The sequence below is a fragment of the Micromonospora globbae genome (assembly GCF_003610785.1).
GTDB lineage: Bacteria > Actinomycetota > Actinomycetes > Mycobacteriales > Micromonosporaceae > Micromonospora > Micromonospora globbae.
The window spans coordinates 321,902-336,565 of sequence record NZ_RAQQ01000001.1; the positions used below are offsets into that span (position 1 = coordinate 321,902).

Sequence of the window (14,664 nt, forward strand, 5' to 3'; positions counted from 1 at the left end):
GGCCCGGCGGCACCGGTCCGTCGCGGGCCGCCCGGACGTGGCGGTCAGCCTGCCGGCAGCACCCGGATCCCCTGTACCGCGAGGTCCCCCGCGTCCCGGAGCGGGTCGAGTCGCAGCCGCAGCAGGTGGGCGGCCTGCGCCGGGATCGGCACCCGGTAGGTGTGCGTGCCGGCGACCGTGTCGAACACACCGCTGCGCGACTCGGCGAAGCCGCCCTCGGTGGTGGCCCAGAACACCTGGCCGGCCCCCGCGGTCGACGACTGCATGACGATCTCGACGACCGCTCCGCCGGTGAGATCGACGTCGACGGCCGGCCCGACGAGGTACGGGTCACCGCCGGTGGACGAGAACCGCAACGCGCCGCCCGACACGGTCAGGGGGGTCACCTGGTTGGCCGCCGTCCACCCCTCGGCGTCGCCGTCGGTCTCGAACTCCCACGCGGCGAACGCGTTCGCGACCTGCACCGTGACGGCACGGGTGATCGTCTCGCCGCCCTGGCCCTCGAAGCGCACGGCGAGGTCGTACGACCCCTCGGCCGCGCGGGCCGGCGCCGTCACCCGGACCGGGACGTCCCACGCGACCCGGCGGCCGTCGGACTCCACCGCGACCGGGACGCTGGCCGGGTCCACCGTCCATCCGGCCGGTGCCTCCGTCGTCAGCGTCCCCACCAACCGGTCGGGTGCCACCCCGTCGATCCTGGCCCGGACGGTGCTCGTCGCGCCGGGAAGCACGGTGGTCCGGACCGGGTCCACGGTCAGGTCGTACGACGTGACCTCGGCGCCCCGTTCCAGGTCGAGCGTCACGACGCGCTCGGGCCGCAGGCGCACCGGGCCGAGGAGGCCGGACGCGCGGGCGTTGCCCTGGATCGCGTTGGCCTGCGTGTTGGTGACCGTGACCTCGATCGTGTTGGCGCCGGGCCGCAGCCGGTCGGTGACGTCGACGACGTACGGGCGCGCGTCGACCGGGGTGGGGCGGTCTCCGTTGACCGACACCGAGGCCAGCTCACGGACGTCGCCCAGGTCCAGTTGGACGCGTCGCCGGTCGGCGAGGAAGCCGGCGGGAACGTCGACCTCGCGGGTGTAGACCCCGGAGCCGGAGAACCGGGGATCGAGGTCGGTCCAGCTGCGCAGCGGGCGTTCGACCGTCCGCGCCCCGTCGGCGTCGAACCGGAACGCCCAGTCGCCGTCGAGCGTGATCGGCTCCAGCGGGTCGGTGACGGTGGTCCGCGCGGCGTACTGCCGACCGCCGAGCCGGCCCACGGCGTACAGGGCGCCGGGCTCGTCGGCGACGAGTGTCGCGCGGACGCCGCCGCGCGCGGCGGTCACGGCCGTCACCTCCGCGGCGTTGGTCGCGGTCAGGTGCGGTGTGCGGGCCGCGACGTACGCCCCCGGTCGGAACACCACCCAGGTCGCCTCGTACGGGTCGAGGTCCAGGTCGACGGTGCTCGATCTCGCGCCGGTGCCGTACACCGGCGCGACCCGGCGCTCGCCGGTGTCCGGGTCCCACAGCTCGGGCACGCCGGCCACGTCGAAGTCCGCCGTCGTCCGCACCGCGTCGTCGGTCAGGTTCACCAGCAGGAAGGCGTGGTCGGCGCCGCACTGCACGTGCCGCACCCGGACGGCCGACGTGGGCGGCGTCAGGGTGACGCCCGCTGTCACGCGCTCGCGGACGACCTCGGCGAGCCGGCTGCGATCCGGCAGGAACACCGCGAGGCCGCCGTTGCGATGCGTCACCCGCGACTCCCGCGGCGCCTGCGGGTCGGTGCCGAACAACGCCGTCAGCCGCTGGCGGAGCTGCGCGTCCCGGCCCTTCGCCTCGTGCGTCGGGAGGCCGTCGACCGCGACGACGGTGCCGCCGGTGCGCACCACCTTCTCGATGGTGTCGAGCGCCGCCAGCGACAGCACCGTGGTGCGCGGCAGGACGAGCGCCTGCCAGCGCTGGTCGCGGAGCGTCAGGTCACCGTGGTCGACGTCGAGGTCCACACCCAGGTCGGGGTCGCCGGCCAGCGCCAGCTCGTCGAGGTAGTCGAAGTCGAGCTGCGCGTCGAGCAGCGTGTTCGACGTCGCCTTCCACGACGCGTCGACCGGCCCCAGCGCCGGCCCGTTGCCGGCGAACCCCCGCACGTCCCACGGCGTGCCGGTCGCCATGATCGACGAGCTCGGGTAGAGCACGCCGACCGGGTTGACCGGCCGGGCCCCGCGGGCCGGCTCGGTCAGCCGCCCGACGTACGCCGAGTACGCGCCGAAGCGCGGCCAGAACAGGTTCTGGAAGAACTCGCTCGGCGGGGACTCCGACGCCCGCTGCCCGTCGATCGAGTAGTAGAAGGCGTGGTTGTCGATCAGGTCGACTCCCCCGGCCGCCTCCCAGGCGACCGTCCGGCGCATCTCCTCGACGGTGAGGTCCCAGCCGAAGGCGCCGAAGGTCTCGGCCAGGTTGCGGTCGCGGCCGAACAGGTGCGCCACCGAGGAGTTGAGCTTCGGGGTGACGGCGGACGTGTCGAGGCCGCTGATCAGGTCCATCCCGGGCAGGTGGTAGTGGCGCTGCATCTCGAACCAGCTGCCGCCCTCGATCAGCCGGTGGCTGCCGAGGTCCTCCTCGACCAGCGGGTTGGAGATCAGGGCGATGCCGTGCTCCTCGGCCCAGCGGGCGAGCGGCGCGGTGTGCGCCTCGTTGTACCGGTCGGACAGGGCGTCGTGGTACGCGACCCGCACCCGCGTCGTCCGGGCGCCGGTGTCGTACCACAGCGCCGCGAGGTCACGGGTCAGGTCGTAGCCGGCGTTGCGGGTCAGGTAGGCGCGGAAGCCGGGGGTCCAGGCCACCGATCCGCGTGAGTCGGCGCCGCCGCGGCCGTCCGGGAAGTTGTTGTAGAAGCCGGGCTCGTCGTTGAAGATGCCCTGGATCGTGGTGCCGAAGTGGTCACCGACCCGGTCGGCGTACGTCTCGTGGGTGATGTCGATGAACTTCGCGGTGACGTCGGGGTTCAGCATGTCGACGTACGGCTCGTCCGGCTCCAGGTCCGGGTGGTAGTTGAGCAGTGGGCGCTGCACGAGCTGGACGAGGCACCAGTCGCCCTCCGGCGCGGTCCACGTGATCCGCCCGTCTCGCGGGGTCAGCTCCCGCACGGACTCCCCGTCGAGCGCGACGCCGCGCGCCTGGCCGCCGGTCACGCAGGAGCCCTGCCCCGCCTTGCGGTAGGCGAGCGCCGCGACCAGTTCGTCGTCGACCGGGCCGGGCCGGTCCTGCACCGGCACCGGCTGGTCGTACGTGGTGCCGCCGGCCACGTCGTCCGCGATGGGGGTGAGGTACCACGGCACGTAGGTCGGGTCCGCCTCGACGGTGCGCCCGTCCACCGTGCCGCCGCGTACGGTGCGGCCGCCGGCGAAGCCGCTCGGCCAGTTGAGGTCGTCGTACAGCCAGGCCTTCATGCCGCGCCGGGCCGCCTGCTCGACGGCGTACTCCACCTTGTCGAAGTAGTCCGTGGACAGGTAGTAGTCGTTCTCCGTCACCCCGAACTCGCCGCCGAGGCCCTGGCGGGGGTGGATGAAGAACTCCTCCACGCCGCCGGCCCGCATCTCGTCGAGCTGGCGGGCGAGTTCGGCCTCGGTGAGTTCGCCGTTCCAGAACCAGAACGCGTGGGGTCGGCTGGTGCTCGGCGGAGCGGTGAACGCGGCCGGGTCGAGCCGGCCGGTGCGGGCGTCCCACTCCGGCTGCGCCGCGGTGCCGGGGCGCTGGGCGAGCGCGGGCTGCGGCGCGGCGACGAGCAACGCCGCCGTGGCCAGCCCGACGGCGAGCCGCCGCATCCGTCGCGCGGTCATGAGTCGCTCCCCTCGGTGAACCGGTAGCTGCCCGAACCGACCTCGACGCGCAGGACGTCGCCGTCGCGCGCGACGGCGCGCACGCCCGGCGCGCCGGCCACCGGCCGCCCGCCCTCCCGGACGGCCGCGTCGGCGGGGATCTCGATCGTGGCGGTCGTGTTGACCGGCACGGTGACCTCCAGGGTGAGATGGCCGTGGCGCAGCGACCACGCGGAGGTGATCGTGCCGTAGGCGCTCTCGTACGAGGCCCGCGCCGAGGTCAGCCCGCCTCCGGGCTGCGGCGCCACGCGGAAGTGCGCGTACCCGGGGCTGGCCGGGTCCGGCTGGATGCCGGCGATCGTGCGGTACATCCAGTTGCCGACCGCGCCGTAGGCGTAGTGGTTGAACGAGTTCATGCCGACGTCGCCGAAGCTGCCGTCCGGCATGATCGAGTTCCACCGCTCCCAGATGGTGGTGGCGCCCTTGTCGATCTCGTAGCCCCAGGACGGGTAGCTGCGCTGGTTGACGAGCCGGTACGCGACGTCCGTGTGGCCGGTCGCGGTGAGCACCGGCAGCAGGTCCGGCGTCCCGAGGAACCCGGTGGCCAGGTGCCAGTCGTGCCGTTCGAGGTTGGCCACCAGGTGGTCGGCGGCCTCGTCGACCAGGTCGTCGGGGATCAGCCCGAACGACAGCGCGATCACGTAGCCGGCCTGCGCGTCGCCGGGGAGCCGGCCGTCGGCGCCGACGTACCGGGCCACGAACGCGTCGGTGACCGCGTCGGCCAGCGCCGCGTACTCCTGGGCGTCGGCCGTGCGACCGATCGCGGCGGCCATCTGCGACAGCAGCCGGGTCACGTGCGCGAAGTACGCGGTGCCGATGAGGTCGCGGGGGGTGTTGTCGTCGAGGTTCAGCCAGTCGCCGTACCCGGCGTCGGGCCGGATGTAGCCGTCGCTGTTCGCCTCGAGGTAGTCGATCCACGCGGCCATCGCGTCGTAGTTCTCCTCGATGACCTCGGTGTCGCCGTACGTCTGCCAGACGGTGTACGGCACCGTCACGCCGGCGTCCCCCCAGCCGGCGTTGCCGCCGCCCACGACCGGGACGTACGGCGCCACGTCGGTGAACGCGCCGTCGGCGCGCTGCGCGTCGCGCAGGTCCCGCAGCCACTTGTCACCGAGGAACGTCGACACGTCCATGTTGAACGCCGCCGTCGGTGCGAACACGTTGATGTCGCCGGTCCAGCCCATCCGCTCGTCGCGCTGGGGGCAGTCGGTCGGGACGCTCAGGAAGTTGCCGCGCTGCGACCAGACGATGTTGCTCTGCAACTGGTTGAGCATCGGGCTGGAGGTCCGCAGGGAGCCGGTCACCGGCGTGTCCGTGCCGATCACCTGGCCCACCACGTCGTCGGGACGTGGCTGTCCCGGATAGCCGGTGACCTCGACGTACCGGAACCCGTGGAAGGTGAACACCGGGTCGACCGTCTCGATGTCGGCGCCTGAGGCCGTGTAGTGGTCGGTGGCCTTGGCCGAGCGCAGGTTGGCGGTGTAGAGCGTGCCGTCCGGGTTGACCTCCTCGCCGTAGCGGATCGTCAACCGCTGCCCCGGCTCCGCGCCGCGGACGCGGACGCGCGCGGTGCCGACCATGTTCTGGCCCAGGTCGAAGACGTACGTGCCCGGTCGGGGCTGCGTCATCCGCCGCGTCGGCAGCTCCTGCGTCACCCGCACCGGCGGGTCGGCCTGCGCGACGAGTTCGGCGGTCACGCCGGTCTTCTCGACGGCCCGCTCCCAGCCGCTGTCGTCGTAGCCGGGGCGGCTCCACCCCGGGGTCTCCTCGCGCGCGTCGTAGTCCTCGCCGTCGAGCATGTCCGAGGACCGGATCGGCCCCCGCGTGCCGCGCCACGAGGTGTCCGTCACCACGGTCTGGGTCGACCCGTTCCGGTACGTGATCTCCAACTGGCCGAGCACACCCGGCAGGTCGCCGTAGAGGTTGGGGCCGTAGATCGCGACCCGGCCCGCGTACCAGCCGGTCGACAGACGTACGCCGATGGCGTTGTCGCCGGCGCGGAGCAGCCGGGTGACGTCGTACGTCTGGTACTGCACGCGCTTGGTGTAGTCCGTCCACCCGGGCGCGAAGCGGTCCCGGCTGACCATGCTGCCGTTGAGCCGCACGTCGTAGACGCCGAGCGCCGTGACGTACAGCCGCGCGCGGACGACGTCGCGGCCCGCCCGGAACTCCTTGCGCAGCTGGGACGTGCGCTCGTCCTGCACCTCGACGGTCGGGCTCCACCGCACCGTACGGTCGCCGGCGACCGGCTGTCCGTCGGCGTACGCGCTCCCGTGCTCGTACACGTCGCCGGTGTGGCTCCACCACCCGGCCGTGCCGTCGAGGTCGGACATCTCCAGGTAGTAGGTCCCCGGCTCGGCCGGCCGGTCGAGCCGCACCTCGCCCCAGGCGTTGTCGGGGTGGTCGACCAGGCGTCGGGTCGCGAGCACCGAGCCGGTCGGGCCGTCCCGGCGCAGGGTCACCGTGAAGTCGGAGTCGGCGGTGTTCCACGTCGGCATGCGTCCGGCGGCCGCGTCGAAGGGCCGGTCGGCGGTGAACGTCTGCCCCAGCGTGTGTCCGGACCGCAGCGAGGCCGGGTGGTCCTGCTCGGCGCTCTCGGTCGGCAGCCACGTGGCGACGTCGCGGGCGATCCAGTCCGCCGACCAGTCGGACTCCTCCAGCAGGCCGGTCTCGAACCACGCCACCGGCGCCGGGCCGGCCGCACGGCCGGCGGCGTCCCACACCTGGACGGTCCAGTAGTAGCGGCTGCGCGAGCGCAGCTCAGGGCCGCGGTACGCCACCTGGGTGGAGTCGCGGGCCTCGACCCGGCCGCTGTCCCACACGTCGGGCCGACCCGCGTGGAGCCGGCTCGGGTTCGAGGCCACCAGGAGCCGGTAGGCGCCCTGCGCCTGCCCGCGGCGCGTGGCCTGCAACAGCCAGCCGAACCGCGGCGTCGGGTCGTCGATGCCGAGCGGATCGTGCTGGCCGTTCGTGGTCAGCTGTCGTACGTGCAGGTCGCTGCGGGCGGACGCGGAGGCGGACGCCGGCGCGCCGGCGGCGCCCACCGTGCCGACGAGGCACAGGGCGACAGCGGCGGCGAGGGTGGCGAGTTTCCGGGGCAAGACGGCTCCTGGGCGAGTGGTCGGTCCGCCCAGGAGATCGGACATCGATCCCGATGGTCAACGATCTGACCGGATCCGGCCACGCACGGCGGCGGGTCGAGGGGGTGGCGAGGCGGCCCGGAGGCACCATCACCATCGATGAAGAATTTTGACGAGTCGACCAACAATCTTGAAACTGCTTTTCCCGCCCGGCTACCCTCCGGGAAGTGATCCACCGTCCACCTTGGAGGTATGGAGCATGCGCAAGCTGATGTCGGCGCTCGGAGCGGGAGCCCTGCTGACGGCCGGGCTGTTCGTCGGCGCCGCACCCGCACAGGCCGCCGCCTGCACCCTGGTGCAGTCCGAGATCTACAACGGGGCCAACATCATCGCCTGGTCACAGGGCCTGGAGGGCTGCGCCGGCGACGTCTACTGGGAGATCCAGTCGGGCGACAGCGGCACCTGGCAGGTCGCGGACAGCGGCACCACCTACTACGACAACGAGGTCACGAGCTACTACGGCGACGTCGACCTGCCGTGCTACCTGCGGGTCTACGCGAAGTTCGGCACGCAGGAGAAGCTGACCCAGCCCGCGCGCAACAACAACTGCGGCGGCTGATCCCGCAACGCCGGGCGGGGCGGCCCACCGTCCCGTCCGGCGGCCCGCACCGCCCCCTCCCGATGGTCACCGAGGGGCCGCGCTCACCGGGGCGTCCAGCCCGGACCGTTGACGGTGGATCGGCTCTGCTCTAAGGTCGCCCATTAACGGTCCTGTCCGTAATCTCTGGCGGCCGTAGGAGTCCTCGGGAACGATCACTCGGGAGGATGCACGATGTCGGGAAGTCTCTCGCGGCGGGCGGTCCTCGCCGGCGTCGGGGCGGTAGCGGCCGGAGCCGTATTGCCACGGGCGGCTCAGGCCGCATCCGGTGACCCCCTCGCCGAGCCGCTCGGGGTGGCGATCAGCGATCTCGGCCCCGCCTCCCAGGTGCTCAACTTCGGCAACGGCGTGCGGGTCGGCAACGAGATCTGGTTCGCCACCCGCCAGATCCTGCCGACCCGGGTCGCCGCGTACGACCTGACCGAGCAGCGGATCACCAAGACCGCGCTCATCCCCGGCGTCCCCGGCATCTGGGGCATCGACGCCGTCGGCACCGACGTCTTCGTCTCCTCGTACTCCCCCGGGCTGCTGTTCCGGGTGGACACCCGCACCCTCGACGTGACCCAGGTGCTCGACCTCCGGCAGGAGGTCGGCTGGAACACCAAGGCCTCGCCCGACGGCAGGATCTTCGTCGGCACCTACCCCTCGGCGCGGCTCTGGGAGTACGACCCGGCGACCGGCCGTGCCACCGACCACGGCCGGATGGACCCCGACGACACCTACGTCCGCGACCTGGTGGCCACCGACACCACCGTCTACTGCGGCATCGGATCGCACGCCGGGCTGGTCGCCTACGACCGGGCCACCGGCACCCGCACCGACATCCTCCCGGCCGAACTGCGCGACCGCACCTTCGGCGCCGTCTGCCACCTCGCCGGCGACCACCTCGTGGTCGGCATCTCGCCCACCGCCGAGATCCTCGTGATCGACACCCGCGACACCAGCCGCTACCAGATCCTCAAGACCCCCGACGACTCGTTCGTCGTCGGCATCACCAGCCGGGACGACGAGGTCTTCTACACCACCCGCCCGAGCGGCTCGCTCTACCGCTTCCGCCTCGGCGACAGCACGCCCACCCTGGTCGGGGTGCCGGTCGCGGAGGCGTCGAACGTACGGCTCGGCTTCCTCGACGACGGCCGCCTCTGGGCGGTCCAGAGCGCCGGCGGCATCCTCTACGACCTGGACACGCGCACCACCGAAGCGCTGGACATGAGCTCCCCCGACCTCGCCCCGACCCCGGAGCGGCCGATGTCGCTGTGCCACGCCGGGGACCGGATCGTCGTCGGCGGCACCCTCGGCGTGCAGGTCGTCTCCACCGAGGTCACCCCCGCGTTCCCGACCTTCCGGGTGCCCTTCGGCGGCGAGGCCAAGGACATGGAGGCGCACGGCGGAGTCGTGCACATGGGCGTCTACACCCTGGCCCGCTACCTCACCATGCCCGCCGACGGACGGGCGGTGACGGAGGTGGCGCGGGTCGACGCCGCCCAGGAGCAGACCCGCCCGACGTCGGTGACCGTGGACCCACGCCGGGGCCTGGTCCTCATGTCCACCGAGCCGGACTACGGCCGCTGGGAGGGCGCCCTCAACATCTGGGACGGCCAGCGGTTCCGCAGTTGGCGGGGCATCCTGCCGGACCAGACCGTGCAGTCCGTCTGCCCCGACCCGCACGGCGTCTTCCTCGGCGGCAGCATCGTCAACGGCTACGGCACCACACCGACGACGACCCGGGCGAAACTCGCGTACTTCGACTACCGGACCGAGCGGCTGGCCTGGCTCGTCGAGCCGACCGAGGGCGGCGTGATCGTCGACCTCAAGCTCATCGGCCGGGTGCTGGTCGGCATGACCCGCGACGGCGAGCTGTTCGCCCTGGATCCGCGTACCCGCGAGGTGCTCTGGCGCGTCGACGTCGGCGCGGTCGGCGGGAAGCTGGCCGTGATCGACGACCGGATCTTCGGCACCGACGGCGGCCGGCTGTGGACGGTCCGGGTCACCCGGCACGAACCGACGCCGAGCGTGCTCGCCGACGGGCTCAACCAGTCCTGGTTCGGTACGCCCGAAGTGGTCACCGACGGGGCGCGGACCCTCTTCACCACCCGGGGCCTCAACCTCATCCGGGTCGACCTGAGCTGACCGGGGCCGCCCGGGCGCGCCGCAGGACAGGGGTGCGGCGCGCCCGGGACACCGGTCGGCGGGCCCGCCGGCGCCGACCGGGCGGGACGGCGCCACCGGGTCACCGTCCCGGGGCCGGCTCAGTTCCAGTTGTCGATCCTCACATCGCGTGGCGCCATCTCCGCGTCCCCCTCTACCGCTGACTCTTCGTGGGCTCGTCGTTCGTGTCCCAGCCGCGTTGGATCGTCTCCGCGATGCGCTTGATCCGGCGGAGACGGGCGTCCCAGGCCGCGCCGACGTCCGCGAGCTGGGCGACGGCCCGGGCCAACCGGGCCTCGTCGACGCGGAACTGCTTCTCGCGGCCGGCCGCGGTGGCGCGCACCAGGCCGACCCGGTCGAGGACGAGGAGATGCTTCGCCACGGCCTGGCGGGTCACCGGCAGCTGCTCGCTCAGGCTGGTCGCCGTCCCGCTGCCGTCACTCAGCAGCAGGTCGAGCATCCGGCGCCGGATCGGGTCGCCGACGGCCGACCAGAGGTCGTCGTCCACGGAGACGCTCATGCGGTGGCCGCTTCGACCTTCGCGGCGTACGCCGGCAGGCGCGGCAGGAAGTGGTCCCAGCCGCTGACGTGTGCCTCGTACTCGGCGGCGACCTTCGCCTCGTCCCAGCCGCGTTCGCGGAAGCCGCTCTCGGTCATCCGCAGGAGCGTCCCGGTCCCGGTGGGCTGGAGCTCGAAGACGACCAGGAACGAGTTGCCCGGCGCCGCCCGTTGCCCCTCCTCGTGGGTCCACCGGAAGGAGAAGAGCCGCGGCGGCACGGCGTCGACGACGGTGAACTGCACCCAGGCCCCGCCCCGCGCCGGGTCCCCGAAGCGGATCCGCCCCGCTCCCCCGGGCACGGCCGGGTACTCCGCCTCGTCGGGCCACCACTCGCGCAGGTGCTCCGGACTGCTCACCACGTCGAAGACGACCTCGGGTGAGGCGTCGACGTGAATCTCGCGTTCGATCGTTCCGAACTCCATGCTCGCCACCTTTCGCAACCTTTGGTTGCGCATCACGCTAGCGGAGTCGCCCAGGATGCGCAACCATTGGTTGCGTGACGGCGTGCGGAAGGCGGACCCACGCCGGCCCGCGATAGCGTCGCGCCCATGACGTCCCCCACGGACGATGTCCGGTTGTGCTGCCTGCTGTGGGCCCACCCGGGGCGCGCGGACGCCCTGCACGAGTACGAGGATCGCGTCCTGCCCTGGATCGTCGAGCACGGCGGCGAGGTCGTGCACCGCGCCTTCGCCGACGGCGCCGACGGACGACCCGACGAGATCCAGCTGTACCGCTTCCCGCACCAGGCGGCCCTCGACGCCTACCTGCGCGACGAGCGCCGGGTCGCCCTGACGGCGGAACGTGATGCCGCGGTCGCCCGTACCGAACTCTTCCCGGTGCGTTTCTGAGCCGCCCGGGCCGGCGCCGCCCGGGCCGTTCCGCCGCCGTCGGCGTCGCCCGCCACCGTCGGCGACGCCCGGTCCGGCCGGAAGCCGGCGGCGTCCGCGACGCCGACCCCGGGCACGCCCGCGTCAGCGCAGCCCGCGCATGAGGTTGTCGACCAGCGTCCGGGCGAACTCCTCGGTGAGGGGCTGGTCGGGGATGAGCAACCGGTGGTAGCAGGCCCCCCAGAGCTGGTCGACGACGGACTCGGGGTCGATGTCGGCGCGGAGCTGCCCCCGGGCCACGGCCCGGTTGATGGCCTCCACGGCGAGCGCGCGGCGTGGCGCCGAGTAGCGCTGGCGGTAGCCGGCGGCCAGATCGGGGTCGGTCTGGGCCTGCGCGATGAGCTGGCTGATGACCCGCCCGGCGGGTGTGTCGTTCATCAGATGGACGAAGGCCACGAGCTGGCTGGTCAGGTCGGCCACGACGTCACCGGTGTCGTGGAAGGCCAGCGTGGGCCCGACGACGGTGAAGTAGCCGTCCAGGGCCAGCGCGCCCTTGGAGGGCCACCACTTGTAGATGGTCATGCGGCTGGCACCGGCCTGGGCCGCGACCTTCTCGATGGTGAAGCCCGCCATGCCCTCGGCGAGCAGGAGCTTCCCCGCGGCAGCGAGGATCTCCGCCCGCACCTGGTCGGCGGGGCGTCGCCCGCGCCCTCGGCGGGGTGGCGGGCCGGCATCGGGGGTGAGCTGGCTCACGGAGCCTCCAATTATATGGACACTGTGTCTCCGGGCTGGTTATATGGACACAGCGTACACAAGAGCTGAGGCAGAGGAGAAATCCATGAACTCGAACAACGCGCCGCGGGTCGCGATCGTCACCGGAGGGTCGCGGGGCATCGGCCGGCAGGTCGTCGAACGCCTCGCCGCCGACGGGTACGCGGTGGTCGTCAACTACCGCGGCAACGAGACCGAGGCGCAGGCCGCCGTGGAAGCCGCCCGGGCGGCCGGCGGCAGCGCCATCGCGGTGGCGGCCGACGTCGCCGACGAGACGGCCGTGGCGGCGCTCTTCGACGCCGCCGAGCGGGAGTACGGCGGCGTCGACGTCGTGGTCCACGCCGCCGGCATGATGACCCTCGCCCCGCTGGCCGACCTCGCCCTCGACGACCTCGACCGCATGCTGCGGGTCAACGTCCGCGGCACCTTCGCCGTCGACCAGCAGGCCGCCCGGCGCGTACGCCGCGGTGGAGCCATCATCAACTTCTCCAGCTCGCTGACCCGCTTCGCCCGCCCCGGCTACAGCGCCTACGCCGCCAGCAAGGGGGCCGTCTCCGCGATCACCCTCATCCTCGCCCGCGAGCTGCGCGGCCGGGACGTCACCGTCAACGCGGTCGCCCCCGGCCCCACGGCCACCGCCCTCTTCCTGGAGGGCAAGGACGAGCAGACCCTCGCCCGCATGGCCGCCGAGCCGCCGCTGGAGCGCATCGGCACCCCCGAGGACATCGCCGAGCTCGTCGCCTTCCTCGCCGGCCCCGGCCGGTGGGTCAACGGCCAGGTCCTCTACGCCAACGGTGGCGCCATCTGACCTCCACCGGCGACACGACAGCCGGCCCCGTCCCCCTCCGAGTGCCCCGGCGCACCCGCCGACAGAAGGAACAACCATGACCAACCCCTCGCACGACCCGAAGGTGGTCGTCATCAGCGGCGCCTCCAGCGGCTTCGGCGCCCTCACCGCCCGCGCCCTGGCCCGCGCCGGGCACACCGTCTACGCCGGCATCCGTGACACCGGCGGCCGGAACGCCCCCCGCGTCGCCGAGGCGCGGGCGTACGCCGCCGAGTTCGGTGTCGACCTGCGGACCGTCGAACTCGACGTCCGCTCCGACGAGTCCGTCACGGCGGCGATCGGCGTCGTCCTCGCCGACGCCGGCCGAATCGACGTGGTGGTGCACAACGCGGGACACATGGTCACCGGTCCGGCCGAGGCGTTCACCCCGGAACAGCTCGCGGACCTGTACGACACCAACGTGCTCGGCACCCAGCGGATCAACCGGGCGGTCCTGCCGTACCTGCGCGACCGGCAGGAGGGGCTGCTCGTCTGGGTGGGCAGCTCCAGCACCCGCGGCGGCACCCCGCCCTACCTCGCGCCGTACTTCGCCGCCAAGGCGGCGATGGACTCCCTCGCGGTGAGCTACGCCGCCGAACTGGCACGCTTCAACATCGACACGTCGATCATCGTGCCCGGCGCGTTCACCCACGGCACCAACCATTTCGCCAACAGCGGCCACCCGGCCGACCAGGCGGTCGTGGCCGCGTACGACACTCGGTACCCCGGCCTCATGGACCAGGTCGGCAGGAGCCTCGCCGAGCTGGAGCCCGCGGACGCCGACGTGGCCGACGTGGCCCGGGCCATCGTGCGGGTGGTCGACACGCCGGCGGGCAGGCGGCCCTTCCGGGTGCACATCGACCCCGCCGACGACGGCGCCGAGGTCGTCAACGCGGTCGGCGACCGGATCCGGACGGAGTTCCTGCGCCGGATCGGCCTGGCGGACCTGCTCACCCCCCACGTCCCCGCCGCCTGAGCGTCACCGGGGGCGGCGCGGTGCCGAGGAGAGCCGGGACCGCAACGCCCCCGTGGCCGGCGGCGGTCCCACGGGGGCGCCTGTTCGCCGGATCACACGCGGGGGTGACCTGTCACAGCCCGCACGGCTGGCTGGTCTCTCCGGGTGAGAGTGAATCTCATCCGACACCGCGAAAGGTCACCACCATGAAGATCGCTGTCATCGGCGGAACGGGGCTCATCGGGTCGCAGGTCGTCAGGCTCCTCAACGGGAGCGGGCACGAGGCGACGCCGCACTCCCCGTCCACCGGTGTCGACCTGCTCACCGGCCAGGGCGTGCCCGAGGCGCTGACGGGGGCCGACGTCGTCGTCAACCTGACGAACTCGCCGACGTTCGACGAGGCGTCGCCCGCGTACTTCCGCACGACGATGGACACCATGCTCACGGCCGCGGCGCAAGCCGGCGTCGGCCACGCGGTGATCCTGTCGATCGTCGGCGTCGACCAGGTGCCGGACCTCGCCTACTACCGCGCCAAGGTGCTCCAGGAGGACATCCTCAAGGCCGGCCCCGTGCCGTACTCGATCGTCCGCGCCACGCAGTTCTTCGAGTTCGTCGACGCGGTGCTGTCCTGGACCGCCGACGAGAACACCGTCCGCCTGCCCGCCACCCGGGTCCAGCCGATGGCCTCGGCCGACGTCGCCCGGGCCGTGGCCGACGTGAGCGTCGGCGCGCCGCTGCGGGGCATCCGCAACGTCGCCGGTCCCGAGGTCTTCCCGCTCGACGAGCTGGGCCGGATCACCCTCGCCGCGCGCGGCGACCGGCGCACCGTCGTCACCGACGACAGCGCCGGGATGTTCGCCGCCGCCCCGCGGGACGCGCTCGTCGCCCCGGAGGACGCCGTCATCGCCGGGACCTCCTACCGGGAGTGGCTCGCGCGCTGACCCGGCCGGGCCCGCACGGCACGCGTCGTGCGGGCCCGCCGCGTC

Annotated in this window: 11 protein-coding genes; 6 read left to right on the plus strand and 5 right to left on the minus strand. The window is 73.0% G+C overall.

Translation table 11 applies throughout. The annotated features are described in order from the left end of the window. Positions 1-44 precede the first annotated feature (44 nt). Together D7I43_RS01355 and D7I43_RS01360 are read right to left on the minus strand one after the other, a co-directional pair. Positions 45-3,815 carry a glycosyl hydrolase gene (locus D7I43_RS01355; protein ID WP_120326483.1) on the minus strand — a complete coding sequence of 1,257 codons (3,771 nt, stop codon included), beginning with the start codon at positions 3,813-3,815 and terminating at the stop codon, positions 45-47. Then, complete coding sequence (locus D7I43_RS01360; RefSeq protein ID WP_204985119.1) at positions 3,812-6,955, minus strand: glycoside hydrolase family 78 protein; 3,144 nt, start codon at positions 6,953-6,955, stop codon at positions 3,812-3,814. The genes D7I43_RS01355 and D7I43_RS01360 overlap by 4 nt, the downstream gene beginning before the upstream one ends. Before the next feature lie 238 nt (positions 6,956-7,193). Between D7I43_RS01360 and D7I43_RS01365 the strand changes: the two genes are divergently transcribed. Continuing rightward, entirely contained in the window at positions 7,194-7,553 is a 360-nt protein-coding gene (locus tag D7I43_RS01365; protein ID WP_120326485.1) for a hypothetical protein, read from the plus strand. Positions 7,554-7,766: 213 nt separating this feature from the next. Continuing rightward, the gene (locus D7I43_RS01370) at positions 7,767-9,722 is read left to right on the plus strand and encodes an NHL repeat-containing protein (protein ID WP_147427218.1); all 1,956 of its coding nucleotides are present in this window, start codon (positions 7,767-7,769) and stop codon (positions 9,720-9,722) included. A gap of 172 nt (positions 9,723-9,894) precedes the next feature. Here D7I43_RS01370 and D7I43_RS01375 read toward each other — a convergent pair whose 3' ends face one another. Together D7I43_RS01375 and D7I43_RS01380 are read right to left on the minus strand one after the other, a co-directional pair. Beyond that, complete coding sequence (locus D7I43_RS01375) at positions 9,895-10,260, minus strand: ArsR/SmtB family transcription factor (RefSeq protein ID WP_120326487.1); 366 nt, start codon at positions 10,258-10,260, stop codon at positions 9,895-9,897. Continuing rightward, positions 10,257-10,721: an SRPBCC domain-containing protein gene (locus D7I43_RS01380; protein ID WP_120326488.1), complete on the minus strand. Its 465-nt coding sequence runs from the start codon at positions 10,719-10,721 to the stop codon at positions 10,257-10,259. The genes D7I43_RS01375 and D7I43_RS01380 overlap by 4 nt, the downstream gene beginning before the upstream one ends. 126 nt (positions 10,722-10,847) lie before the next feature. Between D7I43_RS01380 and D7I43_RS01385 the strand changes: the two genes are divergently transcribed. Beyond that, a complete protein-coding gene (locus tag D7I43_RS01385) occupies positions 10,848-11,147 on the plus strand; it encodes a hypothetical protein (protein ID WP_120326489.1) in 300 nt (99 codons plus the stop codon). 123 nt (positions 11,148-11,270) lie between these two features. Here D7I43_RS01385 and D7I43_RS01390 read toward each other — a convergent pair whose 3' ends face one another. Beyond that, positions 11,271-11,879, minus strand: coding sequence for a TetR/AcrR family transcriptional regulator (locus tag D7I43_RS01390; RefSeq protein WP_240032741.1), 609 nt, complete (start codon positions 11,877-11,879; stop codon positions 11,271-11,273). A gap of 85 nt (positions 11,880-11,964) precedes the next feature. On the opposite strand from D7I43_RS01390, the gene D7I43_RS01395 reads away from it, so the two are divergent. The 3 genes from D7I43_RS01395 to D7I43_RS01405 all read left to right on the plus strand — a co-directional run bounded on the left by D7I43_RS01395 (position 11,965) and on the right by D7I43_RS01405 (position 14,619). Next, positions 11,965-12,705, plus strand: coding sequence for an SDR family oxidoreductase (locus D7I43_RS01395; RefSeq protein ID WP_120326491.1), 741 nt, complete (start codon positions 11,965-11,967; stop codon positions 12,703-12,705). Between the two features lie 76 nt (positions 12,706-12,781). Then, positions 12,782-13,699: an SDR family oxidoreductase gene (locus D7I43_RS01400; protein ID WP_120326492.1), complete on the plus strand. Its 918-nt coding sequence runs from the start codon at positions 12,782-12,784 to the stop codon at positions 13,697-13,699. A 185-nt stretch (positions 13,700-13,884) separates the two neighbouring features. Then, on the plus strand, positions 13,885-14,619 hold the full coding sequence (locus tag D7I43_RS01405; protein ID WP_120326493.1) for an SDR family oxidoreductase: 735 nt from the start codon (positions 13,885-13,887) through the stop codon (positions 14,617-14,619). The last annotated feature ends 45 nt before the right edge of the window (positions 14,620-14,664 follow it).

Bases quoted from the DNA above. Each gene is read 5' to 3' on its own strand.
- D7I43_RS01400 (WP_120326492.1), top strand. From the start codon at position 12,782: ATGACCAACCCCTCGCACGACCCGAAGGTGGTCGTCATCAGCGGCGCC.
- D7I43_RS01370 (WP_147427218.1), top strand. From the start codon at position 7,767: ATGTCGGGAAGTCTCTCGCGGCGGGCGGTCCTCGCCGGCGTCGGGGCG.
- D7I43_RS01355 (WP_120326483.1), bottom strand. From the start codon at position 3,815: ATGACCGCGCGACGGATGCGGCGGCTCGCCGTCGGGCTGGCCACGGCG.
- D7I43_RS01365 (WP_120326485.1), top strand. From the start codon at position 7,194: ATGCGCAAGCTGATGTCGGCGCTCGGAGCGGGAGCCCTGCTGACGGCC.
- D7I43_RS01375 (WP_120326487.1), bottom strand. From the start codon at position 10,260: ATGAGCGTCTCCGTGGACGACGACCTCTGGTCGGCCGTCGGCGACCCG.
- D7I43_RS01395 (WP_120326491.1), top strand. From the start codon at position 11,965: ATGAACTCGAACAACGCGCCGCGGGTCGCGATCGTCACCGGAGGGTCG.
- D7I43_RS01380 (WP_120326488.1), bottom strand. From the start codon at position 10,721: ATGGAGTTCGGAACGATCGAACGCGAGATTCACGTCGACGCCTCACCC.
- D7I43_RS01405 (WP_120326493.1), top strand. From the start codon at position 13,885: ATGAAGATCGCTGTCATCGGCGGAACGGGGCTCATCGGGTCGCAGGTC.
- D7I43_RS01385 (WP_120326489.1), top strand. From the start codon at position 10,848: ATGACGTCCCCCACGGACGATGTCCGGTTGTGCTGCCTGCTGTGGGCC.